The 22,861-nt window shown below is 67.5% G+C and carries 24 protein-coding genes and 1 pseudogene; 8 read left to right on the forward strand and 17 right to left on the reverse strand.

The features are described 5' to 3' along the window. Nucleotides 1–27: 27 nt before the first annotated feature. Nucleotides 28–1,080 carry an LLM class F420-dependent oxidoreductase gene (locus tag FO044_RS12540; protein WP_143965986.1) on the reverse strand — a complete coding sequence of 351 codons (1,053 nt, stop codon included), beginning with the start codon at nt 1,078–1,080 and terminating at the stop codon, nt 28–30. A gap of 285 nt (nt 1,081–1,365) precedes the next feature. Here FO044_RS12540 and FO044_RS12545 point away from each other — a divergent pair, with 285 nt between their 5' ends. The 5 genes and pseudogenes from FO044_RS12545 (at nt 1,366) to menE (ending at nt 4,856) form a co-directional block, all read left to right on the forward strand. Continuing rightward, complete coding sequence (locus FO044_RS12545) at nt 1,366–2,589, forward strand: inorganic phosphate transporter (protein ID WP_143965751.1); 1,224 nt, start codon at nt 1,366–1,368, stop codon at nt 2,587–2,589. Nucleotides 2,590–2,619: 30 nt separating this feature from the next. Next, the gene (locus FO044_RS12550) at nt 2,620–2,889 is read left to right on the forward strand and encodes a hypothetical protein (RefSeq protein WP_143965752.1); all 270 of its coding nucleotides are present in this window, start codon (nt 2,620–2,622) and stop codon (nt 2,887–2,889) included. A gap of 35 nt (nt 2,890–2,924) precedes the next feature. Beyond that, nucleotides 2,925–3,215, forward strand: a pseudogene (locus tag FO044_RS12555) (DUF3349 domain-containing protein); the annotation flags it as partial. 136 nt (nt 3,216–3,351) lie between these two features. Then, nucleotides 3,352–3,684, forward strand: coding sequence for a DUF3349 domain-containing protein (locus FO044_RS12560; protein ID WP_132992233.1), 333 nt, complete (start codon nt 3,352–3,354; stop codon nt 3,682–3,684). Between the two features lie 38 nt (nt 3,685–3,722). Further along, nucleotides 3,723–4,856: an o-succinylbenzoate--CoA ligase gene (menE, locus tag FO044_RS12565; protein WP_244945757.1), complete on the forward strand. Its 1,134-nt coding sequence runs from the start codon at nt 3,723–3,725 to the stop codon at nt 4,854–4,856. A 50-nt stretch (nt 4,857–4,906) separates the two neighbouring features. Here menE and FO044_RS12570 read toward each other — a convergent pair whose 3' ends face one another. Then, nucleotides 4,907–6,292 carry a PE-PPE domain-containing protein gene (locus FO044_RS12570; protein ID WP_244945758.1) on the reverse strand — a complete coding sequence of 462 codons (1,386 nt, stop codon included), beginning with the start codon at nt 6,290–6,292 and terminating at the stop codon, nt 4,907–4,909. A gap of 251 nt (nt 6,293–6,543) precedes the next feature. Here FO044_RS12570 and FO044_RS12575 point away from each other — a divergent pair, with 251 nt between their 5' ends. Continuing rightward, the gene (locus FO044_RS12575; protein ID WP_244945759.1) at nt 6,544–7,404 is read left to right on the forward strand and encodes a 1,4-dihydroxy-2-naphthoate polyprenyltransferase; all 861 of its coding nucleotides are present in this window, start codon (nt 6,544–6,546) and stop codon (nt 7,402–7,404) included. Between the two features lie 162 nt (nt 7,405–7,566). Here the strand turns inward: FO044_RS12575 and FO044_RS12580 are convergent, their stop codons facing one another. Genes FO044_RS12580 through FO044_RS12595 form a run of 4 tightly spaced genes read right to left on the reverse strand, consistent with a single transcriptional unit; the run spans nt 7,567 to nt 12,257 of the window. After that, nucleotides 7,567–10,092, reverse strand: coding sequence for an ABC transporter permease (locus tag FO044_RS12580; protein WP_186290551.1), 2,526 nt, complete (start codon nt 10,090–10,092; stop codon nt 7,567–7,569). Between the two features lie 3 nt (nt 10,093–10,095). Next, nucleotides 10,096–10,809, reverse strand: coding sequence for an ABC transporter ATP-binding protein (locus tag FO044_RS12585; protein WP_132992237.1), 714 nt, complete (start codon nt 10,807–10,809; stop codon nt 10,096–10,098). A gap of 15 nt (nt 10,810–10,824) precedes the next feature. Next, complete coding sequence (gene cds1 / locus FO044_RS12590) at nt 10,825–11,934, reverse strand: L-cysteine desulfhydrase Cds1 (RefSeq protein WP_143965756.1); 1,110 nt, start codon at nt 11,932–11,934, stop codon at nt 10,825–10,827. Beyond that, entirely contained in the window at nt 11,931–12,257 is a 327-nt protein-coding gene (locus tag FO044_RS12595) for a DUF4229 domain-containing protein (RefSeq protein WP_235831344.1), read from the reverse strand. The genes cds1 and FO044_RS12595 overlap by 4 nt, the downstream gene beginning before the upstream one ends. Nucleotides 12,258–12,509: 252 nt before the next feature. Here FO044_RS12595 and FO044_RS12600 point away from each other — a divergent pair, with 252 nt between their 5' ends. Beyond that, nucleotides 12,510–12,737, forward strand: a complete 228-nt coding sequence (locus FO044_RS12600) for a BldC family transcriptional regulator (protein ID WP_280525858.1) — start codon at nt 12,510–12,512, stop codon at nt 12,735–12,737. An 84-nt stretch (nt 12,738–12,821) separates the two neighbouring features. After that, on the forward strand, nt 12,822–13,001 hold the full coding sequence (locus tag FO044_RS12605) for a hypothetical protein (RefSeq protein WP_132992239.1): 180 nt from the start codon (nt 12,822–12,824) through the stop codon (nt 12,999–13,001). A gap of 19 nt (nt 13,002–13,020) precedes the next feature. Here the strand turns inward: FO044_RS12605 and ccsB are convergent, their stop codons facing one another. The 11 genes from ccsB to hemB all read right to left on the reverse strand — a co-directional run bounded on the left by ccsB (nt 13,021) and on the right by hemB (nt 22,852). After that, entirely contained in the window at nt 13,021–14,037 is a 1,017-nt protein-coding gene (gene ccsB / locus FO044_RS12610) for a c-type cytochrome biogenesis protein CcsB (protein ID WP_132992240.1), read from the reverse strand. A 30-nt stretch (nt 14,038–14,067) separates the two neighbouring features. Then, a complete protein-coding gene (gene resB / locus FO044_RS12615; RefSeq protein ID WP_143965757.1) occupies nt 14,068–15,729 on the reverse strand; it encodes a cytochrome c biogenesis protein ResB in 1,662 nt (553 codons plus the stop codon). After that, complete coding sequence (locus FO044_RS12620) at nt 15,726–16,532, reverse strand: cytochrome c biogenesis CcdA family protein (protein WP_132992242.1); 807 nt, start codon at nt 16,530–16,532, stop codon at nt 15,726–15,728. Before FO044_RS12620 ends, resB begins: the two co-directional genes overlap by 4 nt. Then, complete coding sequence (locus tag FO044_RS12625; RefSeq protein WP_132993339.1) at nt 16,529–17,119, reverse strand: TlpA family protein disulfide reductase; 591 nt, start codon at nt 17,117–17,119, stop codon at nt 16,529–16,531. The genes FO044_RS12620 and FO044_RS12625 overlap by 4 nt, the downstream gene beginning before the upstream one ends. 5 nt (nt 17,120–17,124) lie before the next feature. Next, entirely contained in the window at nt 17,125–17,751 is a 627-nt protein-coding gene (locus FO044_RS12630; protein WP_132992243.1) for a histidine phosphatase family protein, read from the reverse strand. Beyond that, a complete protein-coding gene (hemL, locus tag FO044_RS12635; protein WP_143965758.1) occupies nt 17,752–19,095 on the reverse strand; it encodes a glutamate-1-semialdehyde 2,1-aminomutase in 1,344 nt (447 codons plus the stop codon). A 106-nt stretch (nt 19,096–19,201) separates the two neighbouring features. Continuing rightward, a complete protein-coding gene (locus FO044_RS12640; RefSeq protein ID WP_143965759.1) occupies nt 19,202–20,110 on the reverse strand; it encodes an SGNH/GDSL hydrolase family protein in 909 nt (302 codons plus the stop codon). 3 nt (nt 20,111–20,113) lie between these two features. After that, nucleotides 20,114–20,767, reverse strand: coding sequence for a DUF3093 domain-containing protein (locus FO044_RS12645; RefSeq protein WP_143965989.1), 654 nt, complete (start codon nt 20,765–20,767; stop codon nt 20,114–20,116). A gap of 50 nt (nt 20,768–20,817) precedes the next feature. Then, nucleotides 20,818–21,306: a hypothetical protein gene (locus FO044_RS12650; protein WP_132992245.1), complete on the reverse strand. Its 489-nt coding sequence runs from the start codon at nt 21,304–21,306 to the stop codon at nt 20,818–20,820. Then, on the reverse strand, nt 21,307–21,852 hold the full coding sequence (locus tag FO044_RS12655; protein WP_143965760.1) for a hypothetical protein: 546 nt from the start codon (nt 21,850–21,852) through the stop codon (nt 21,307–21,309). Between the two features lie 19 nt (nt 21,853–21,871). After that, nucleotides 21,872–22,852, reverse strand: a complete 981-nt coding sequence (gene hemB / locus FO044_RS12660) for a porphobilinogen synthase (RefSeq protein WP_143965761.1) — start codon at nt 22,850–22,852, stop codon at nt 21,872–21,874. Between the last annotated feature and the right edge of the window lie 9 nt (nt 22,853–22,861).

Consider the following 22,861-nt stretch of genomic DNA (forward strand, 5'->3'; position numbering starts at 1 on the left):
CCGGACCGCGAGGCGGTCGGCGCGCGGTCAGCCGGCGAACTCTGCCAGCTGCCGCATGGTCTCCACACGGGCGGAGTGCGTGGGGTCGGCAGGCGATGCCAGCAGAACGCCCACACTCGCCCCGCGGAACGCCTCAACGCGTTCGGCGACGTACGAGCGCGGCCCGATCAGGCTGATGGAGCGGACGAGTTCGTCGGGCACGGCGGCAGCCGCCTCGGCCTTCTTACCGTCCAGGTACAGATCCTGGATCTGTTTCGCCTCGTCGACGTAGCCGTAACGCTGCATCAGCGAGTTGTAGAAGTTCTTCCCGCGGGCCCCCATGCCGCCGACGTAGAGAGCAGCGTGGTTCCGGACCCCGTTGAGCGCGTTCTCGATCTGATCGGCGTCCTCGGTGATGAGTGCGGACGCCTGAACGACGATCGAGAGCTCGCCGAGAGACGGGTCGCGCTTGGCCTTGCCGGCTGCGAGCGGTTCACCGAACGCAGCGTCCACGTACTCGGGATGGAACAGGAACGGGGCGAACTCCTCGAAGAGCTCAGCCGCCAGCTCCACGTTCTTCGGGCCGATCGCGGCGAGCAGCATCGGGATCGAGTCGCGAACCGGGTGGTTGATGAGCTTCAACGGCTTACCGAGGCCGGAACCGCCGTCGGCCTCGGTGAGCGGCAGCTGGTACCGCTTTCCGCGGTACTCGAGCCGTTCGCGCCGCCACACCTTGCGGCAGATCTCCGCCGTCTCCCGGGCCCGGCCGAGCGGGAAATCGTATTTGACGCCGTGGAATCCCTCGATCACCTGAGGGCCGGACGCACCGATGCCCAGGATGGCCCGTCCTCCGCTGATGTAGTCGAGGCCGGCCGCGGTCATCGCGAGGTTGGTCGGAGTCCGCGAGTACATCGGGAGGATGGCCGTCTGCAGCTCCATCGTCTCGGTCCGGGCCGCGATGTAACCGAGTTGACTGACGGCATCGAAGGTGTACGCCTCCGGCACAGCCACGCGTCGGACACCGACCGCCTCGTAGTCGCCGAGGTTGTCGATGGTCTCGCGGAAATCGCCCGCGTAATTGATCGGCATGCCCAGCTTCATCGTCATGAGCTGATTCTTACACATCGTCTACCGGTGAAACCGGAGTCGGCGACCGGGGACCTCCGGACCACTCAGGATCGGCCCCGACGACGTAATTAACCATCAGGACACCTCGGATTCCCCCGGACGTTCACTTTGTTATGCGAACTCGGTGACGCCCACCGGACACGCCGGTGAACTTTACATGAACTAGCGAGGCCGAATAAGAAACCTGCAGGTCATAGCGTGAAACAGCACTTTGGGCGAATTGACGCGGGGTAGCCTTCGAAGCCCATTATATTCGTCATGACCGCAGAGATGCTCATTCTGGTGCTGCTGATCGTGACAGCCCTCGGTTTCGACTTCACCAACGGCTTCCACGACACCGGCAACGCGATGGCGACGTCGATCGCGACCGGCGCCCTCAAGCCGAAGGTCGCCGTCGGCCTGTCCGCGATCCTGAACTTGGTCGGCGCATTCCTCTCGGTGGAGGTTGCTGCCACCATCACCAAGGACGTCCTGAAGATCCAGCAGACGGACGGCGGCGCGAAGGGCGCCCTGGTGGAAGGGCTCGACGCCAACAAGGCGTTGATCATCATCTTCGCCGGCCTCATCGGCGCGATCCTGTGGAACCTCTTCACCTGGCTGTTCGGCCTGCCGTCGAGTTCGTCGCACGCGCTGTTCGGCGGGCTGATCGGCTCGGGTCTCGCTGCGATCGGCACCACCGGCATCAACTGGCACGGCATCTTCGGCAAGATCATCGTCCCGGCACTGTTCGCACCGCTCATCGCGTGCATCGTCGCGGCCGTCGGCACACTGCTCATCTACGCGATCACCAACGGCATGTCGGAGATCAAGAAGGAGCGTGGTTTCCGCCGCGGTCAGATCGCCTCGGCATCGCTCGTCTCATTGGCGCACGGTACCGGCGACGCGCAGAAGACGATGGGCGTGATCGCCCTCGCCCTCATCGCGACCGGCCACCTGGACGCCGCCTCGGTCGCACACGGTCTGCCGTTCTGGGTGGTTCTCGCCTGTGCCAGTGCCATCGCCCTCGGCACCTGGCTGGGCGGCTGGCGCATCATCCGCACCCTGGGCAAGGGACTCGTCGAGATCAAGGCTCCGCAGGGCATGGCAGCCGAGGCCTCGTCTGCCGCTATCATCCTCACCTCGTCGGTCGCCGGTATGGCGCTGTCGACCACGCACGTCGCCACCGGGTCGATCCTGGGCAGCGGCCTGGGCAAGAAGGACGCCGACGTCCGCTGGGCGGTCGCCGGACGGATGGGCGTCGCCTGGCTGACGACGCTCCCCGCTGCAGCACTGGTCGGTGCGCTCTGCTTCTGGATCGCCCACCTGATCGGCGGTGCGCCCGGCGCAGTCGTCATCTTCCTGATCCTGGCTGCGCTGTCGGGCTACATGTACTGGCGCGCACAGCAGCAGAAGGTCGACCACAGCAATGTCAACGCCGAGTGGGAAGAGGGCGCCGAAGCCGTGTCCGCCCCGACCAGCACACCGACTACCCCTCAGGCCTGAGCACCGGTTCATTCGAAAGGCACGTGAATCATGGACATCGTCAGTTCCATCTCCAAAGTCCTCGTCGTGGGCCTCATCCTCGGCGCCGGACTGCCGGCCCTGTTCGCTCTGGGAATGCGCGCCGAAGCCGCCGGTGAGGGGCAGCTCAGCCGTCCCGCCAACCCGGCGCTCAAGTACCTCGGGTACGCACTCGTCGGCATCGTCCTGATCGTCATCGTCATCGGGATCCTGTGGGTCACCCGTCAGACGCTGTCGTACTACTTCGACCTCCGGATCTTCCCCGACTTCGCGTACAAGTGATCTGTACGCGGCCCTGAAAGGCATAGCACCCGACAATGGCACCCTCCTTGTTCGAGAATGTCGTCAACTGGATCCGCACCGGCTACCCGGAAGGCATTCCGGCAGCCGACTACCCGCCGCTCCTCGCGCTCCTGACGCCGGTCCTCTCCGAGAGCGAGATAACCGACATCGTCCTGACGCTGGCCCTGGAGCACGGCACCGAGACACCTACCACCGAAGATCGCATTCGAGATGCGATCCACTCGGTCACCGAGGTGGCCCCCTCATCGGACGAGACCCGGCAGGTCGCTGCGCGCCTCGCCGCGGCCGGCTGGCCACTCGCGCTCGGCTCCGCTGACGCAGACCCTGCTCCCGCCGATCCATCTGCTGCAGACTCCTCTGCTGCCGATTCCCCTGCTGCTGAGTCGACCGACGCAGACTCATCCGGAGCGCCGACCACGAGCGACCAGAAGTAGGCGCTTCATGGACCGCCCCTCCCTGCTGAGCACGATCCGCGCGTGGCTGCGCGCCGGCTACCCGGATGGGGTCCCGCAGAGCGATTACGTTCCGCTGTTCGCTCTGCTTCGTCGTCAGCTGTCCGAGGACGAGATCCGTCAGATGGCGCTCGAGGTCGCCGCCGACGGTCAGGTCGAGCCGGTCAACCGGGTGGACGTCGGCGTGCAGATCACCAAGGTGACAGACGAACTGCCACGCGACGAGGACATCCAGCGGGTCCGCGGCATCCTGGAGGCCGGCGGATGGCCGTTCGACGACGACCCCTTCCCGCCGCCGACGAGCCCGGAGGACGAGCACTGAGATTCCTCCGCCCGCTGGCTCTTCCAGCGAATCCCGCCGTGCTGGACGCCCGGCGCGAACTGCTGACGATTCTCGACGGCGACGCCGCCTACCTTCCGCTGCCCATCGCGAGTCCGAACGAATCGGACCGTCTGCGGACCCATCTCGGCGTCGACGAACCGATCGACGAGCGGTGCGCACTCGTCGTGTCGACGTCGGGCACGACCGGCGTGCCGAAGGGCGCGATGCACACCCGCGACACGTTGCACGCCTCTGCGGAGGCCACCGCCGCCCGCCTCGGTGGTCCGGGCGCATGGCTTCTCACCCTGCCGCCGCATCACATCGCCGGACTGCAGGTGATGCTGCGGTCGTTGGCCGCGGGCCACGACCCCGCGGTGATCGACATCTCGGCGGGATTCGATCCGGCCGCCCTCCCGGCGGCCATCGACACGCTAGACGGCCCGCGCCGGTACACGTCGCTGGTGCCGGTCCAGCTCCGGAAGTCCCTCGAGTGCCCCGACGCGGTGAGTGCGCTCGGCGGACTCGACGCGATCCTCGTCGGCGGGGCCGCCACCCCGCCGTCCCTGCAACGGACTGCCATCGACGCGGGCCTGCCGATCGTCGCCACCTACGGCATGAGCGAGACCGCAGGGGGATGCGTGTACGACGGGATCCCGTTGACAGGCACCACGGTTCACATCCTCGACCCGGATCACGAGGGCGTCGGTCGAGTGATTCTCGAAGGCCCGACCGTGGCGCTCGGCTACCGGAACATCCCCGACCACCCGGCCTTCGCCGGCTCCCGTTCGGCCCGGTCCGGCCGCTTCCGCACCGACGACCTCGGCGTGATGCGCGACGGGAGGCTCCACATCGTCGGCCGGGCCGACGAGGCGATCTCCTCCGGTGGACTCACCGTGGTTCCCCAGATCGTGGAGGCGGTCATCGCGGCCTTGCCGAACGTCGCCGAATGCGCGGTGATCGGAGTCCCCGACGACCGGCTCGGCGAGCGTGTGGTCGTCGCCGTCGTGCCACCGCGCGGCGTGCAGGCACCCGGTATCGACGAGGTGCGCGAGGTCGTCACCGACAGTCTCGACCGCTACGCGGCACCCCGCCAGGTGTTCGCACTCGACTCAATGCCGGAGCGCGGGCCGGGCAAGGTCGATCGGCGCAGGCTCCGCGACCTGCTCACCTAGGACGATGCACTGACGGGACGGCCGCCGGCTCACCCGCATCGATGCACACCTCAAGCCGCATCATCCTGCCCGGCCACGTGCTGTCCGACCGCGTCCTGTCCGTTCCCGTCTGGTTCAGGTGCCACCGCCGACTCCGTTGATCCGGAGGCCCCGTCCGATCCGGATGTGTCGTCGATCGTCGGCTCCGCTGTGGGGCGCGCAGCCGACTCGGGTGCCTCTACCGCGATGGCGGCCGAACCGGTCGGCGACTCGTCCGACGTCGACGGTTCGGGAGCGCACTCCTCCTGAGTGGTCTCTCGTGGGCCCGACTCCTGCGTGCCGGACTCGCGCTCATCCGTCTGCCGAGTTCCGACCTCTCCGTCTCGCGAGACGGTGAGGCGCCGATCCCGGTCGGCACCGTCCCCGTCGTCGCCTGTCTCGGAGCGCGGATCATCACGGAGCACCTTCACCGACGGGTCTGCGGTCTCCGGACTCACCTCCTCCGTCGGGTAGAACTGCTCCGCCTGACGATCCCAGCGCTCGAGCGTGGTCTGGGGGACGTCGATCCCCAGCGCTTCCGCGGTCGCGAGCCGAAGCAGCGCCAGCGGGTGGTACGTGTCGTACACCTCGTACGTCGTGTTGCCCTCGGCGCTGTAGTAGGTGCCCTCGTGGTCCAGGTTCTCCAAGTGCGCATACGAGTACTTCCCGGTACCGGCATGGACCGTCAGAAATCCTGCACCGTTGACCAGCAGCGACGACGCCGGTCGCACCGGGTTCCACTGCCAGTCCGCGACCGGGTCGCCCTTGACGATCACCTGCACGACCCTCGTGTCTCCGCTGTCCTGCGGGTCGCGGGCGCCATTGCTCTCGACTCCGACGAAGGCCAATGCGATATCGGCACCGGGCATCGACTGCAGACCGGACTTGAGGCCCCACGGACCACGCGGGTCCGACGTCAGCAGGATCAGCGTGTTCTCGTCGAGCAGCCCCTGGGCCGAGGCCTGTTCGACGGCGTTCCCCAGCGCTTCGGAGCCCTGCGAGTAACCCGTGTAGACGATCACCCGATCAGCGCCCTGCAGCGCCCGCATGATCTCGACGTTCCGGTCGACGGCGATGTCCCGCGACTTGTCGTACGTGGGTGCGAAGAACGGCAGGAGCGCTCCCGACTGACCGGTCGACACCGGCCAGATCGCCTGGGGGTACTGCACGATCTTGGTATCCCGGGCTCCGACGATGCCGTGGATCCGTGCGCTGAGACCCGAGTCGTCCGTACCCGGTGTGACGACGATCCGAACGTCGGCCAGTTCGTCCTGCGCCACCCATCCGTACGCGTCCAGCACATCGATGTGGTCACCGTCGATGGGCTGCCCGTCGACGGCGATCCCCGCCTCGACGTCCGACCACGCGTCGGCCGCTGCCGGATATGCGATTGCACTGGTTGCGACAACACCGGCCACGGCGGCAGCGGCAGCCCTCCCCCTGAGATTCACACGCAGATCAGACCATCGCCGGACCGCCCCCGAGTATCGCCTGATCGAATGAATTACACAGAGTGCATTAAGTTTTCGGCAAAGAGCGACCGATCGTATGTCACCAGGTCCGGTGCCACCCCGCGACGGTCGCCACGGCGACGATCGGCGCCCATGACATGCTTGACAGGTGGCAACCGTGAACGAGTGGATATCGGCGTGAACAAGTGGATGCAACCGTGAACAAGTGGATACAAGGTGCACGTCCACGAACGCTGCCGAACGCGATCGCACCCGTGGTGGCCGGAGTCGGCGCCGCGGCTCGAGTGGGCGACGTCGTCTGGTGGAAGGCCGCGTTGGCCCTCGTCGTAGCGATGGCGCTGATCATCGGAGTGAACTTCGCGAACGACTACTCGGACGGCATCCGCGGTACCGACGACGACCGGGTCGGACCGATGCGGCTCGTCGGCTCGGGTACGGCTTCCCCCGGATCGGTGAAAGCGGCCGCTTTCACCTGCTTCGGGATCGCGGGCGCATGCGGCTTGGCTCTCGCGGCGACCACCGCCTGGTGGTTGGTGGCGGTCGGCGCCGTCTGCATCGCAGGCGCGTGGTTCTACACCGGGGGTAAGCGCCCCTACGGATATCTCGGGCTCGGCGAGGTCGCCGTCTTCGTGTTCTTCGGGCTGGTCGCCGTTCTGGGTACGCAGTACGTGACCGTCGGCCGGATCGACTGGGCGGGTGCGGTCGCCGCAGTCGCGGTCGGCTCGTTCTCGTGCGGGGTGCTGGTGGTGAACAACCTGCGGGACATCCCCAGCGACACCGAGTCGGGGAAGATCACACTCGCGGTCCGCATGGGCGATCGCGGAACGCGCGCATTCTTCACCTTCCTGCTGGCGGTGCCATTCGCGATGACGGTCTGCCTGGCCCCGGCGACGAGCGCTGCCCTCACCGGTCTGCTCGCCGCCCCGCTCGCCGTCATCGCGGTCCGGCCGGTCCTGGCCGGCGCCCGCGGTCGCGACCTCATCCCGTCCCTCGCCACCACCGGCATGGCCATGCTGGCGTGGTCGGTCCTGACCGGACTCACCCTCGGCCTGAGTTGAGCTTCGTCGCCCCCGTCACCCGAGACGCTGGCCCCCTCACCAGTTGAGCCGAACTAGAGACACCGGCCCCCTCGCCAGTTGAGCCACCGGCCCCTCGCTGGTTGAGCCGCAACTGAGGCGCCAGCCGAAGCTGCGAGTCGAAACCAGATCCCGCCACCGGAACTACTCGGACGCGATCGCGTCCGTGATGTTCAGGCGGGATGCGCGGGCAGCGGGGACGACGGCACCGACGAGACACAGCACCGCCGACACCGCGACGTACCCGATCGAGGACCACAGCGGCGAGTAGACGATGTCGATGGACGTGGTCTCGGCAAGAATCTCGTCCGACAGCACGTGCAGTCCGGTGCCCAGCACCACACCGACCACGGCGCCGACGATCGCGATCGCTCCGGCCTCGGCGAGCACCATCCGGAACACGAACCGGCGAGCCGCCCCCATCGAGCGGAGCACCCCGATCTCGCGGCGGCGTTCCAGGACCGAGAGCAGCAGCGTGTTGAGCAGTGCCACCGCAGCCGCGCCCGACACGATCCACTGGATCGCCACGGTGAACGCGCCGGACTGCTCGGCCGTCTTCTGAGTCGCGACGAGCGCCTCCTCGCCGGTGTAGACGTGCAGCGCAGTCCCCGCGACCGACGGATGCGCGGACGCGATACCGGCCACATCGCGGGTCACCGCATCGGTGTCCGCACCGGGCGCGAACGTCAGCTGCAGGTAGGTGTCCCCGGGGCGGTGGAACATCTCGCGCAGCAGGTCGAGCGATACCGCAGCCGTGCCCGAGTCCATCGACACGTAGTTCACCGTGTCGACCACCGGTAGATCACGAGGACCCGACGGGGTAGCGAGGGTGAGGGTTGCCCCGGTCTCGACACCGAGCAGACGCGCCAGCGTGCGGGAGAGCATCACGCCTCGTCCCTGCAGAGTCGCCTGCGCCGCCTCGGGCGAGGCCTTCCGGAGGAACGGTGCGTCGGCGCCCGGTTCGAGTCCCTGCACCAGCGCTCGCGCGTTGCCGATGTTGACGCTCGCCCACTGTCCGCCGGCCACCTCTTGCACACCCGGTACCTTCGCCGCATCGCGTCGGACCTCCGGGGCGAGGACCGGGCCGAGTGGAATCGATTCCTTCTCCTGCGACGACACGTACAGATCGGGATCGCCCAGCCCATCGAGCGACCCGGAGATCGATCCGACCAAGTTGCTCAACGAGCCGGAGATGCCGATGCCCACGGCCACCGCGACCGCGACCGTCATCACCGTCGCCCAGACCCGACGGGGCGCCCGCTCGGAGTTGACGGCCGCGAGCCGGCCCGGCCCGGCGAACCACCGTGCACACCTGCCTACGGCGGCGACCAGCAGCGGACTCACCGCGAACAGCGCGACGAGGCCCCCGATCGCGTATACCGCTCCCGCCAGAATCGCCGGACGGCCGTCGACTGTTCGCACGATGACCCACGACGCCGCGACCGACCCTGCCCCGAGCAGCCCGCAGACCCAGAGGAGACGCCGCGAGTGCGGTTCGGCGTCGGCGGCCTGCCCCGGCACCATCGCCTCGACCGGCGACACTGAGAACACCGCACGTGCGGCCAGGGTCGTCGCCGCTACGCAGGCGACGACCGCCGCCGCGACCGCTGCCGCCGGAATGTACGGCGCCAGGCTGTAGCCGACCTGCACACCGGTGGCAGTCGAATCGACGGGCACCCGGCCGAGCGCCCACCTCCCCGCGAGCATCCCTACGGGCACCCCCAGAAGACCGCCCACCAGACCGAAGACCACCGCCTCACCGAGCAGATCGGCGGCCAGATGGCGACGCCTCCCGCCGAGCGCTCGGACCATCGCCAGCGACTGCCGCCGCGACGCGACCGCCATGTTCATGGTGTTGAAGATCAGGAATGCGGCGATCACGAGCGACACCAGGGAGACGAGCAGGGTCGAATCACGCACCACAGAACTGGCGACTTCGGCCTGTTTCACCCGGAAACCCGGATCCACGACACTCGCCCGGCCGGCCACGACGCGCTCGGCGGCCACCCGCATGCGGCCGTCGTCCGCACCCGCATCGGGAACCAGCAGGATCGAGTCAACGGCGTCGTGCAACCCCGAGAGTTCCTGGGCGAGAGGAAGGTACGCGAAAACGAACCGGCCGCCGTTGAGCGCGTTCGCGTCGCCTCCGACCACCCGCAGCACGGTCAGGTCGCGGTCGCCCACCCGCACCGACTGTCCCTGCGTCAGTCCGGTGCCTGCGCCCACGATGACGCCGTCCGACAGGTCGCGTGTGTCCAGCCCCTCCTCTGTTCCGGACTCGACGGCCGCTCGCAGCTGCGCGGAGAGCGAGGTGACCCGGTAATCCGAACCGATGAGGACCGTCGGCTGTCCGTCGACGGCGATCGAGCCGCGGACGATCGGCACCACGGCGCGCGCCTGCTTCACCTCGCGGCGCAGCTCCGCCGCGATCCCGTCGTCCACCCCGGAGTCGGCGATGGCGGCCACCTCGACCGTGGCATCTCCCGAGATCGACTCATTGAAGTCCCGTACCGATGCCGTCAGCGACCCGTACACCGACAGCACCGCGACCAGGAGTGCCGACGACACCATCACCACGAGCAGTGACGTGATCACCCGCAGACGATGCGAGGCCAGTTCACGCAGGCCGAGCACCCTGATCCGAGTGACGGCCGCCCGCAATGCGCGCACTGCCTACCCCTGCCCGTCGGCGACCCGACCGTCCCGGACCGTCACCACCGCATCGCACACATCTGCAGCCGAACGGTCGTGAGTCACCATGAGCACCAATCGATCCGGCCGGTCGTGAGCGACGTCGGCAAGCAGATCGAGCACGTCGGCACCGGTGCGCGAGTCGAGATTCCCCGTCGGCTCATCGGCGAGAACGACCGCCGGATCCATGATCAGCGACCGGGCTACGGCCACGCGCTGCATCTGACCGCCAGACAGCTCCGACGGCCGGTGCTCGATGCGGTCACCGAGTCCGACCCGCTCCATCAACTCGACCGCACGCGGTCTGGACTTGGCGAGCGAACGCGAGTCCAGCAGCATCGGCAGCGCCACGTTCTCCCACGCCGACAGCGTCGGCACGAGGTTGAAGAACTGGAAGATGAAACCGACCCGGTGGCGGCGGAACTCCGATGCCGCGTCGTCGTCGAGGGACATCAGGTCGGTGCCGGCCACCCGGATGGTGCCCGATGTCGGCGTATCGAGCGCGCCGATGATGTGGAGGAGGGTGGACTTGCCTGCCCCGGACGGACCGACGACGGACACGAACTGGCCGCCGTCGAGCCGGAGCGACGCACCATCGAGCGCGCGGATCGTCCCGGTCCCCATCCGGTACTCCCGGACCAGGTCGGTCGCTTCCACCACCGGAGCACGCTCGACTGAATCCGGGTCGGCGGCCATAGGTGCTCCTCAGGCTCAGTCGCGCCAGGTTCCCGTTTCGAAGAAGTCGGTCAGCACGGCGGTCGGTGGCTCCAGATCGAGCCTCTCGGCGGCAACCCAGTCATCGTTGAAGTACGTGTGATCGTATCGGTCGCCGCTGTCGCACAGCAGCGTTACGACGCTCCCCGCACGACCGGTGGCCACCATCTCGGTGATCAGCGTGCAGGCGCCCCAGAAATTGGTTCCGGTGGATCCCCCCACGCGACGCCCCAGCCGGGCGCTGAGGAACCGGGCTGCCGCCACGGACGCCGAGTCGGGTACGCCGACCATGCGGTCGATCACCTGCGACACGAACGACGGCTCCACTCGCGGACGGCCGATGCCCTCGATGCGGGACGCCGTCGCCGACGTGAGGCTTCCGTCCCCGGCCTCGTAGGCAGGCAGGAACACCGAGTTCTCGACGTCCACCACGGCCAGCCGGGTGTCGTGTCGCTGGTACCGGAGATACCGTCCGAACGTGGCCGATGTTCCACCGGTGCCCGCGCCCACCACGATCCACTCCGGGACCGGATGCGGTTCACCGGACATCTGCTCGAAGACCGACTCGGCGATGTTGTTGTTGCCACGCCAGTCCGTGGCGCGCTCGGCCATCGTGAACTGATCGATGAAGTGTCCGTTGAGTTCGGTCTCGAGTCGCTGCGCCACCGAGTAGATCTCACTCGGTGATCCGACGAAGTGGCACATGCCGCCCTCTGCCTCTATCAGCTGAGTCTTCCGCGGCGACGTCCCCTCGACCATGACCGCGACGAAGGGGACGCCGATCAGCTTCGCGAAGTACGCCTCCGACACCGCCGTCGACCCCGAAGATGCCTCGATGACGGTGGTGCCCTGACGAATCCAGCCGTTGCACAGCGCGTAGAGGAACAACGACCGGGCAAGCCGGTGCTTCAGTGATCCGGTCGGATGAGTCGACTCGTCCTTCAGATACAGGTCGATGCCGCCTGCCGGCGCGCGGGACCACTCCGGGAGGTCGACCTTCAAAAGGTGGGTATCCGCACTGCGCCGTGCGTCCGCGTCGATCCGCCGTACCGCGTCCGCCGTCCACGCACGGTCGGTGAGATGTTCGACGATCCGGGTGCCGGTCACTCCTCGTCGCCCCGCAAGCGCGACTGGAGGTCGGCGTGACGGGCGCTGCGATCCGCATCCACCTGAGCTATCTGGTCGTTGACGCGCAGACGCAGGGTCTTGAACAGCACCATGCCGAGCGGAAGTGCGATGAGCACACCGAACACGGCGGCGACCAGCACCGGGATATCGACGCCGACGATCTTTCCGACGAAGTAGATCACCACCGCGATCACCGCGACCAACGCGAGGCGGGCCAGCGTGTACAGCAGAACGGCCACAACGAGGGTGCCCATGGTGGCGCGGGGCGTCGGCGTCTCCGTCGAAGCGGAATCTTCACTCATGGTCACCACGATACGGCCCCGGTCGTTCGATCCGGCCGGGTGATCAATCGACTAATCAGCCCCCTTCGGACATTACGGACTCTTTACCAACACCTGACCGTTCGAGCAACCGGCCCATGTGCGTGTACCTATGGACAGGTGGGTCGGGGATAACGACTTTTCCGCCGTCCGGCGCAGATCGAACAACTCACACACCACGTGCGTAACCCACATAACGACAAGCGCACGTCCATACCGACAGAGAGGAACACCATGACTGCCATCGCTGAGAACCAGGATCAGAGCGTCACTGGCCTCATCACGCCCGCCATGGCCACCCAGCACAACCTGACGCCTGGTCAGGTTGCCTCGATGTTCAACGTCAATCCGAAGACCGTCGCCCGCTGGGCGTCCTCCGGTGTTCTCAAGTCGATCCGCACGCCGGGCGGCCACCGCCGCTTCCGCGAGGCAGACGTCGTCGCACTCCTGAACCGCTCCTGACAGCGGCCCGGTTCACCCGGGGTACGACGTCACGGCACCTCCGTCACCCACGCTGTAGCGTGGGTGACGGAGGTGCCGTTTTTCATGATCTACGTCCTGATCGCAGCCTTGATCTGCGCCATCGCGTTCGTCGCCTGGCGGTTGGCCGAGACGCGTGCGCAGCCCGGGAGTCAGGGCGCCCAGCGCGTCCCCGGCCGCTGGCAGTCGGGCGCTCCGCGCGGCCCCGACGACGATCCCGAGTTCTTGCGCAGCCTCGACGAGTAGTCGGTTCGCCGCCGCCGAATCACAGACCGGCGTACGAGTGCAGTCCGGAGACGACCAGGTTGATCGCGAACAGGTTGAACAGAAGCGCGACGAATCCGGCGACGTTGATCCAGGCCGCAGCATTGCGCCATCCCGCGGTCGCACGGGCGTGCAGGTACGCCGCGTACACGATCCACGCGATGAAGGAGACGGTCTCCTTGGGGTCCCATCCCCAGAAACGGCCCCATGCGGCCTCGGCCCAGATCGCGCCGCAGATGACACCGATGCCGAACAGCGGGAAGCCGATCACGACGCACTTGTAGGCAAGACGGTCGAGCGCGTCGGTAGACGGCAGATGACCGAGAAGCCGCCGTGCGCCTGCGGCGACCCCGGTCCCCGTCTCATCGACCTGCGTCGGCGCCCAGCGAAGCTTCGCCAGGTACAGGATGCTGGCCACTCCGGAGACGAGCAGGACGCCGGAGGCGATCGAGATGATCGAGACGTGGATGGCGAGCCAGTACGACTTCAGCGCCGGCACCACCGGTGCGGGGTCGGTGTAGAGGAACTTGCCGCCGATGAACATCAGCAGCGCGACCGGGACCAGGACGAAGCTGAGCAGCGGTCGCTGTTCGCGCTTGCGGAGCACCACGACGCCCGCGGCGACACAGGCCAGACAGGTCAGTGAGATGAACTCGTACATGTTGCCCCACGGAGCGCGATCGGTCGCGACTCCCCGCAGCACGATCGAGGCCACGTGGGCGAGGAGCCCGACCCAGACAACGGGGTAGGCCATCGAGGCGAGCCGCTCTCCCGCTCCGCGGCGCGGTGCGGGACCGGCGACGCGGCCGGGAGTGCGATCACCGGCCGACGTGCGGCCGCGTCCGCCGACACCCGCGCCGACGAGTTCGGCCGCGTCCGCACGTTCGAGTTTCGCGTAGCGGGCCGATGCCAGCGACACCAGGAACACCACCATCGCGACCACGTACACCGTGATCGCGGTCGCGAAGAACCAATCGGAGTACCGGGCCAGCGTCTCGTCGACCATCTCGCCGTTCATCAGTGTGCCTTCTTCCCGAATGGCCGCGCGCTACAGCTTGCCGCGGTTTCGTTCCTCGGCGCGGGACAACAGCCCGCGCGCCTGTTCTTCAAAGCCTTCGCCCCAGCCCGCTTGATCGGTGCGTGCCAGTCCGGCGACCTCTACTACAGTACGTCGGACCCCGCTGCGGTCACCACCGGCGCTCTCCCCATCGGATGCTGGATCGCGCTGTTCCGGAATGAGCCGGGCCCAGATGCGACGACGCCGGATCAGCAGCGACACCAGGAGACCGAGGACCATGACCACCGCGGAGATCAGGACGCCCTGTTGGGCCGGGTCGTGCGACACCTGCACCGACACCCACCGCTGATAGCCGTCGAACGACACCCGCGTTCCATCGCCGAGGACGGTGTCCTTGCCCATCTCCAGGTTGACCGATGCCTTCTGGCTCAGCCTGCCCTGGTCGATGAGACGGCGGTCGAGCGAGTAGACGTTCTGCGGTCTGCCCGCGTCGAGCCCGCTGTCGCCCTTGTAGACCCGGATCGCCACCGCCGGATTCCGCGGCACCGGAGACTTCGAGTCGAGCAAGGTGTGCATGAACACCGGGTCCGGCGCGAAGAGCCCCTCGATGGCGATCTGGTTCTTCCGGCGATCATCCGGATTCGGGTACATTCCGGCCGGCGTGTCGAAGCGAACGGCACCCTCGGAGAGCATCGTCTGCACCGACTGCGGCATGAACGGCGCGGTCTGCGTGCGCTTCTCGCCGTTCGGGAAGGTCACGGTGAAGGTGGGCGCGAATCCGTTGCCCAGCACGTAGACCCGGTCGCCCTTGATGCGCAGCGGCTTGTTCACCTGGACCGACGTCTTCTGCCACTCCTCAGGATCGGCGGACACGTCCTCGGTGTACGCCACCTTCGCGTCGTACATCTTCGGCTGACCGCTGGGCAGGAACGTCGCGGAGAAGTCGTCGATGCGGAAACAGAACGGGGCCAGTCCGGTTCCGTCGACCATCGCGCCCGATCGGAACGAGTCGTAGACCGCGGTCGAGGTGTTGCACAGGGACTGCTCGCCGTCGGCGACCAGAGTGCGGGTTCCCTCGTAGCCGAACATCTTGCCCGCGGCGATCGTGACGAGGAGCGCGAGAAGCGCGAAGTGGAAGACGAGGTTGCCGAACTCCCGCAGGAATCCCTTCTCCGCGGACACCTCGACGGCGCCGCGCGGGTACCGCTCCGACGGTTCGATCACCCGGGTTCGCTTGCGCCATCCGCGCAGATTGCCGCTGATGCGTTCGGCGACCTCAGCAGGCTCGCCGTCGACGGTCTCGGAGACGTGCCGAGGCAGGCGGCGCAGGTTGCGCGGTGCGGCCACCGGCGGCGTTCGCATCGCCTTGTAATGCTCCCAGATGCGAGGTGTCAGGCAGCCGACCAGGGAGATGAACAGCAGGAGGTAGACGGCGGTGAACCAACTCGACGAGAAGACGTCGAACAACTGCACCTTGTCCATCCACTCGCCGAGCATGCCGTGGTCGGCGATGTACTCGGCTGTCTTGCCCTCGTTGAGGTCCCGTTGGGGAAGGAGCGCACCGGGGATCGCCGCGAGCGCGAGCAGGAACAGCAGGGAGAGCGCCGTGCGCATCGACGTCAGGCCGCGCCACGCTTTGCGCAACGGCACGATCACGAAGCGCTGCATCGTTCTCGGCGCCGATTCACTCATATCGGCAGCTCCACATCATTGATCATGCCGATCCGCATCCAGTCGATCATCTCGTTCCACAGGCCCGTGACGAGCACGACGCCGACTGCGATCAGCAGGACGCCACCGACGATCTGTATCTTTCGAGCATTCCGCCGGATGAACCCGAGGCTCCGAACCGCCCACGCCGACGATGCGGCGAGGATCAGGAACGGGATACCCAGGCCCAGACAGTACGCGGTGACCATAAGTGCTCCGCGCCACGCCGACGGCCCCTCGGTCGCCATCGCGACGCTGAGTACCGCGCCGAGCGTCGCACTGCTGCACGGGATCCAGCCGACGGCGAACACCGCGCCGAGGACCGGCGCACCGGCCACATTGGAGTAGCGGCGAGGAGTGAGCCTGCGGTCTCGCTGCAGGAACGGGATCATGCCCAGGAACACCAGACCCATGACGATCGTGAAGACTCCACCGATCCGCTGCATCAACTCCAGGCGGTCGGTGTCCAGGAACACCGAGGTGGCGCCGAAGATCGCTGCCGTAGCGAGCACGTAGACGACGGTGAAGCCGAGCACGAACAAGCCGGCAGCGCCGACCACCCGCCAGCGCCCCGCCTTGCGTTCCTCATCTGCCGATACCGCGGGAGCCTCGGCCCCCACCAGCCCCGCCAGATACGACAGATAGCCGGGGACGAGCGGCACCACGCACGGCGAGGCGAACGACACGAGTCCGGTCAGCACGCAGGCGCCGAGCGCGAGCAGCAGCGGTCCGGAGGTGACCGTCGAGGCGAAACCGCCCGCATCGGCCAGGTAGGCCTGAGTCATCGCGGCTCGTTCGCGACGGCCAGGACCGCCTTGGACAGCTCATCCTCGGTGACCGGTTTCAGATAGACCTTCGCCGGGCGGTGATCCCGATCGAGGATCACCGTCGTCGGGACCGCCCCTACCGGAACTCCGAGTGCGGCGAGCGACGCGCCGCCGTAATCGAAGATCGACGGGTACGTGACCTTGCGGTCCCGGACGAAGTCCTGTGCGGTCGACTTACTGTCCCGGAAGTCGATTCCGAGGAACTCGACTCCCTTGGGCTGTGTCTGCTGGTAGACCTTCTCCAGCTCACTGAACTCCTTGCGGCACGGCGGGCACCACGATGCCCACACGTTCACCACGACCACCTTGCCCGGAAAATCGGCGACCCCGAGCGAGTCGCCGGTCAGCAGATCCGATCCCTTCACCTCACCGGTCGCCTTGCGGTCGCCCTTCGCGAACTCGAGGACGAGTCTGCCGTCAGGAGAGACGAACTGGTTGCTCTGGTTCTGTGCGACAGCGTCGTCGCCGGTGGCACAGCCTGCCAGCACGGCGAGCGCGGTCAGCGCCGCCACTGCGGCGGCCGCCACACGGCCCGAACGACGCATCGCGCTCATGCTCCGGTGATTCGCGGGTCAGATGCCCCAGCAGGCTCGGAGTAGACGATGTCGACCAGCGCATCGCCGTCGTAGATCAGACTGGTCAGCGAGGCCAGCGAGCACTGGCGCACCCGCGGGTCGTGCCACAGGCGCTGGCCTTCGAGGAATCGGCGCAGGGTGTACACCGGCAGCTGGTGGCTGACGCAGATCACCTCGTGGCCCCGCGCAGCATCGCGGGCCTGGTTCGCCGCCGACAGCATCCGGTGCGCGATCTGGATGTACGGCTCGCCCCAGGAGGGCGTGAACGGGTCCCGGAGCTTCACCCAGTGGCGCGGCTTGCGCAGGGCGCCGTCGCCGACTGCGACGCGCAACCCCTCGAACTGGTTGTCGGCCTCGATGAGGTCGTCGCACGTGGTGATCGGCAGGTCGTGCGCGGCCGCGATGGGCGTCGCAGTCTCCTGGGCGCGCTGCAGCGGCGACGCGAACACGTGGCTGATGTCGTGATCGGCCAGGGTATCGGCGACACGCTCCGCCTGCCCCCGACCGGTATCGGAGAGATGGAATCCGGGCAGGCGGCCGTACAGGATCCCGTCCGGGTTGTGCACCTCGCCGTGGCGCATCATGTGGACGATGGTCTTCATCTACGAACCTTCCCCGGGAGCGACTGCGGATGCGGCGGCCGCGGCGGCCGCCGGGAGGGCATCGGCGATGATCGAGAACGCCTCATCGTCCAATGCCGCGGATACGAACCACGATTCGAAACCACTCGGCGGCGCATAGACGCCCCGATCGAGCAGCGCGTGGAAGAACGGTGCGAAACGCCAGCTCTCGGTGGCCTTGACCCCTGCGAAGTCGACGATCGGGTCGCTCGCATCGGTGAAGAAGACACTGAGCAGGTTGCCCGCCTTCTGCACCCGGTGGGCGACGCCTGCCTCGGTGAGAGCGTCACCGATCAGTCCGCCGAGCCGGTCTGCATTCGCATCGAGGGTCTCGTACACCTCGGCGGTGGCGTTTCGCAGGGTCGCCAGCCCGGCTGCGACGGCGACCGGGTTTCCGGACAGCGTGCCCGCCTGGTAGACGGGACCGGTCGGCGCGAGGTGATCCATGATCTCGGTGCGGCCACCGAACGCGGCCGCCGGCAGCCCACCGCTCATCACCTTGCCGAAGGTGTACAGGTCGGCCGCGACCCCGTCGATGCCGTAGTAGCCTGCCGGACTCACCCGGAATCCGGTCATCACCTCGTCCATGATCAGCAGTGAGCCGTGCCGGGCGGTGATCGCGCGCAGTCCCTCGTTGAAGCCGTCGACCGGTGCGACCGCACCCATGTTCCCGGCGGCGGCCTCGGTGATCACCGCGGCGATGTCCGCGCCGTGCTCGGCGAACGCCGCCTCCACGGCCGCGAGGTCGTTGTACGGCAGCACCAGGGTGTCGTGCGCGGCCGCACCGGTGACACCCGGAGATGTCGGAAGGCCGAGGGTTGCGACACCCGATCCGGCATCGGCGAGAAGCGCGTCGACGTGACCGTGATAACACCCGGCGAACTTCACGATCTTGCTTCGGCCGGTGAATCCGCGCGCCAGGCGCACCGCCGACATCGTCGCCTCGGTTCCCGAGTTGACGAGCCGGACCCGCGAGACGGGGTCGACGCGGTCGATGATCTCCTCCGCGAGCTCGATCTCACCGACGGTCGGTGCGCCGAACGAGAGGCCTCCCGTCGCCGCCTGCCGAACTGCCTCCACGACAGCCGGATGCGCGTGTCCGAGAATCATCGGACCCCACGAACACACCAGGTCGACGTACGAATTCCCGTCCACATCGGTGAGCTTCCAGCCGGCGGCCTCGGTGATGAACCGAGGGGTGCCGCCCACTGCGGAGAAGGCTCGGACCGGAGAGTTGACGCCCCCGGGGACGGCCCGCGCAGCGCGCTGGAAGAGCTCGTCGCTGCGTTCGGTGTTCGGTGCGGTCTGATCGGCGGATGGGGCCATGGCTTCCAGTGTTCCAAAAGCTCCGCCGTGTACCCAATCGGCTCCTCGACGACCAGGCATGTCGAATCGCCGCAGACCGGTCATAACCGGACCGCCGACGACACCGTCAGCTCGCGGGCAGCACCGCGTCCACGGCATCGGCGAGCGCCCGCTGTCCCGCCTCGTTGGGATGCATGGTCACACCAGAGGGGCTGCCGACCATCGGCAGAATCCAGCTGGTCCCACGCGGCTGGCACGCATCGTGGCCGTTCGCGGCCCAGGACATGTCGGCGAAGGTGACCCCCACCGCTTTCGCCGACAGCGAGATCGCACTGTTGAGACGGGCTTGGTTGCGACGCACATACGACACGTCGCCATCGGCGATCTGCACCGTGGGTCTGCAGGACTCGCTCGCAGGAGTGAGCCACGGGTACCCGGCGATCACGATGCGTGCGTGCGGCGCACGGTTGCGGATATCTCGCAATGCGCGTTCCACAGCAGGCCGGATCTCCGTGGAGATCGCCTGTTCGGGCCGGTCACCGAGCTCAGCGCGGCACGGCGCGCCGGATGGATCAGATCCGGCGGCTCGTCCGCAGGCCCCGACCAGCGTCGAGTACAGAGTGGCGTCGTTGCCGCCGATCATCATCGTCACCAGGTCCGTACCCGGCCCCAGGGCGTCGAGTTGGGGAGCGACTCCCTGGTACTGCGCCTCGTACAGGCTCTTCGTCCACGCGCCCGCGCATGAGACGTCGGTCAGGCGGTAACCGTGGCGCTTCGCGATCAACTGGCCGAAGTTCACTGACGATCGCTGACACGTGAACGGCGAGTCCTCGACGAGCGGCGACGTTCCGGTGCCCGCCGCGAAGCTGTCGCCCAGATGCACCTGCTCGACCGCGGAGCCGTCGACCGCACCGGGCTCGGGACCGTCCGTCGACACCGACGACCACAGCCACGCCGTGCCGGCCAGGAGCACGACCACCGCGACGATCACGGCGGCGATGGCTCCGCTGCGGAATCTGCGAGTACCGTCAACCACGCTTCAGGGCTTCTCCCTGGGTGGGAGACCGAGTGTCACCGCGAGATGCGCCTCGCTGAGTTCGGTACGCAGCAGATCGACGTCGCGCGCCCACGCCTGAGCGAGGCTGCCGTCGGTCAGCTTCAGCCCGATCCCCTTGCGGCGGCGGGGAACCGCGTGGAGTTCACCGAGGGCGGGTGCGCTCTCCCACTTCTCGAACTCGTCGCTCCGGTTCTCCGGGTAGATCTTCTCGATCCGGTCCAGCTCGAGCACCTTCACGCCCTGCCGCAGTGTGCAGTCGGTCAAGCGCACCGACACATGACGACGCGCGGCGACCACTTGCAGCACCGAGAAGCCGATCAGGATCACCCCGAAGATAGTGAGGACCTCCCAGTGGATGCGCCCCTTGCCCGCGATCTCCATGGCCAGAGTCGCTCCGATCAGCACCGGACCGATCGCGGTCACCCACCAACTGCCGCCGGGCTCGTCGAAGAGCACCCTGCCCCGTTCTTCGACTCCGGGCTCGCCGGGCCTCGCCGCCGACGCCGAATCGGTCCCGTCCGCCGTGTCCGCGGACTCTTCGTCGTCCTCAGTGCCCTCGGCGGGGTCCGCCGAAGCCTCCTGGATCGCTTCTTCGTCGGTCTCGTCCGGCCCGGTCACCTCATCGGGATCGGTCACCGCGTCGGGTTCGGTCAGCTCGTCCGGCCCGGTCACCTCGTCGGGTTCGGTCACGAGGAACTCTCGGAGTCGGAATCGTCGGCGACTGCGGACACGTCACCGCAATCGCCGTTCAGCTGGCAGTTGAACCACGCGTCCGACTTCGGGCGGTACGCGAGGATCGAACCGACGAGCCCGATGACCGCCACCGCCAGAACGATCGCCAGGCCGGGACTCTGGAAACCGATCGTCAGCGGCAGCAGCATGGCGACCACAACGCAGGTGAGTGCCGACAGCGAGGACCGCCACTGCAGCTCACCGCGATAGGTGTTGGCACCGAGCAGGAAGTACGCGACCCCGAGCAGGACGATCAGCACGCCGATCGCCAGCGGACCGAATTCGAAGCCGAAGTTCACCGAGTGATCGATGATCGTCAGCACTCCGAGCGCGATCAGGAGTGCACCGGAGAGCATCCACAGACGCAGGGCCCACACCACCAGCGAGGGCCGGTCGTTGGGATCTGGCTTCTCCGCCCACAGTCTGGACCGAATCTCGAGCATCTACAGACCGCCGTTCTGTCGGTTTCGTGAACGCCACAGCGCTTTGTCACGGCAGTAGACGCTGGTGTCCCGGTGCATGAGAGCAATGAGAGCACCGACAGCCGCGACACCGCCGAGAATCTCGAAGATCATCGCCCACGCAGGGATCTCGACGGCTCCGGCGGAATCGGTGTCAGCGAACAGGGCGACGATGCCGAAGACGAGCTGCACACTCAAGAAGGCGCTGAACACACCGAGGACCTGCCGAGCCCAGTTCCGTCCGTCCCAGGTGAACTTCATGACGACCACCGTGATCACGATCAGGATCACCGCCATGATGATCATCGAGAGCACCGCCATCGACGTGGCACTGACGGAGATCGGTTCGCCCTTCTCCTCCATGGAGTCCAGGATCTCCTGGGTGCGATCGCGCAGCACGCCGTATTGGGCGATGAACGCGATGAGCTCGGCGACGATCACCGCGCACCAGAGTTCCAGCGCCAACCGCACACTGTCTGGGCGGGTCGGTGCGTCCGACGTTCCGGGCACCGGGTCGATCATGGGCATGTGCTCCAGGGTAGTTCGTCTACCTGAGACGTTGTGCAACCTGTACGGCCGCGTACGTCAGGACGATCGACGCCCCAGCCCGGACGATGGACAGCACCGCCTCATCGAACGCCGCGTCGGCGTCGATCCAGCCGCGTTCACCGGCGGCCGCGATCATCGAGTACTCACCGCTCACCTGGTAGGCGGCCACGGGCGCGTCCGTCCGGTCGGCCACATCGCGCACCACATCGAGGTAACTCAACGCGGGCTTGACCATCACCATGTCGGCGCCCTCCTCGACATCGGCGAGCAGTTCGCGCGCCGACTCCAGGCGGTTGGCCGGATTCTGCTGGTACGTCCGCCGATCGCCCTGCAGAGACGATCCGACGGCTTCGCGGAACGGCCCGTAGAACGCCGATGAGTACTTCGCGGTGTAGGCGAGAATCGCGACGTCGTCAAACCCGGCGTCGTCGAGTGCCGCACGGATCGCCGCTACCTGGCCGTCCATCATCCCGCTCGGGCCGACCACGTGCGCCCCGGCGCGCGCCTGCGCGACCGCCATCGCCTCGTAGTGCGGCAGGGTGGCGTCGTTGTCCACGCGGCCTGCGGTGTCGAGGACTCCGCAATGCCCGTGGTCGGTGAACTCATCCAGGCAGGTATCGGCCATCAGGACAGTGGAGTCCCCCAGATCGGCGCGCAGCGCCCGCAGTCCCCGGTTCAGCACGCCATCGGGGTCGGCGCCCGCCGATCCGACCGCGTCCTTGTCCTCCGGGTCGGGCACTCCGAACAGCATGAGTCCGCCGACGCCCGCCTCGACCGCTTCGGCCGCGGCGCGCCGCAGCGAATCCGGTGTGTGCTGAACGACACCCGGCATGGATCCGATCGCGCGCGGCTCGTCGATGCCGTCCGCGACGAACATCGGGAGTACCAGCTGCGCCGGATCCACCCGGGTCTCGGCCACCAGCCGGCGCATGGACGGCGTGGTCCGCAGCCGGCGAAGGCGTGTGAACGACGAACTCATGGTGACCTC

The organism is Gordonia zhaorongruii, assembly GCF_007559005.1.
Classification (GTDB): Bacteria; Actinomycetota; Actinomycetes; order Mycobacteriales; family Mycobacteriaceae; genus Gordonia; species Gordonia zhaorongruii.

What these genes read in the sequence shown, in the direction of transcription:
- FO044_RS12540 (WP_143965986.1), bottom strand. Translation starts at nt 1,080, where the DNA reads ATGAAGCTGGGCATGCCGATCAATTACGCGGGCGATTTCCGCGAGACC.
- FO044_RS12545 (WP_143965751.1), top strand. Translation starts at nt 1,366, where the DNA reads ATGACCGCAGAGATGCTCATTCTGGTGCTGCTGATCGTGACAGCCCTC.
- FO044_RS12550 (WP_143965752.1), top strand. Translation starts at nt 2,620, where the DNA reads ATGGACATCGTCAGTTCCATCTCCAAAGTCCTCGTCGTGGGCCTCATC.
- FO044_RS12560 (WP_132992233.1), top strand. Translation starts at nt 3,352, where the DNA reads ATGGACCGCCCCTCCCTGCTGAGCACGATCCGCGCGTGGCTGCGCGCC.
- FO044_RS12585 (WP_132992237.1), bottom strand. Translation starts at nt 10,809, where the DNA reads ATGGCCGCCGACCCGGATTCAGTCGAGCGTGCTCCGGTGGTGGAAGCG.
- FO044_RS12595 (WP_235831344.1), bottom strand. Translation starts at nt 12,257, where the DNA reads ATGAGTGAAGATTCCGCTTCGACGGAGACGCCGACGCCCCGCGCCACC.
- FO044_RS12600 (WP_280525858.1), top strand. Translation starts at nt 12,510, where the DNA reads ATGACTGCCATCGCTGAGAACCAGGATCAGAGCGTCACTGGCCTCATC.
- FO044_RS12605 (WP_132992239.1), top strand. Translation starts at nt 12,822, where the DNA reads ATGATCTACGTCCTGATCGCAGCCTTGATCTGCGCCATCGCGTTCGTC.
- ccsB (WP_132992240.1), bottom strand. Translation starts at nt 14,037, where the DNA reads ATGAACGGCGAGATGGTCGACGAGACGCTGGCCCGGTACTCCGATTGG.
- resB (WP_143965757.1), bottom strand. Translation starts at nt 15,729, where the DNA reads ATGAGTGAATCGGCGCCGAGAACGATGCAGCGCTTCGTGATCGTGCCG.
- FO044_RS12620 (WP_132992242.1), bottom strand. Translation starts at nt 16,532, where the DNA reads ATGACTCAGGCCTACCTGGCCGATGCGGGCGGTTTCGCCTCGACGGTC.
- FO044_RS12625 (WP_132993339.1), bottom strand. Translation starts at nt 17,119, where the DNA reads ATGCGTCGTTCGGGCCGTGTGGCGGCCGCCGCAGTGGCGGCGCTGACC.
- FO044_RS12630 (WP_132992243.1), bottom strand. Translation starts at nt 17,751, where the DNA reads ATGAAGACCATCGTCCACATGATGCGCCACGGCGAGGTGCACAACCCG.
- hemL (WP_143965758.1), bottom strand. Translation starts at nt 19,095, where the DNA reads ATGGCCCCATCCGCCGATCAGACCGCACCGAACACCGAACGCAGCGAC.
- FO044_RS12650 (WP_132992245.1), bottom strand. Translation starts at nt 21,306, where the DNA reads ATGCTCGAGATTCGGTCCAGACTGTGGGCGGAGAAGCCAGATCCCAAC.
- FO044_RS12655 (WP_143965760.1), bottom strand. Translation starts at nt 21,852, where the DNA reads ATGCCCATGATCGACCCGGTGCCCGGAACGTCGGACGCACCGACCCGC.
- hemB (WP_143965761.1), bottom strand. Translation starts at nt 22,852, where the DNA reads ATGAGTTCGTCGTTCACACGCCTTCGCCGGCTGCGGACCACGCCGTCC.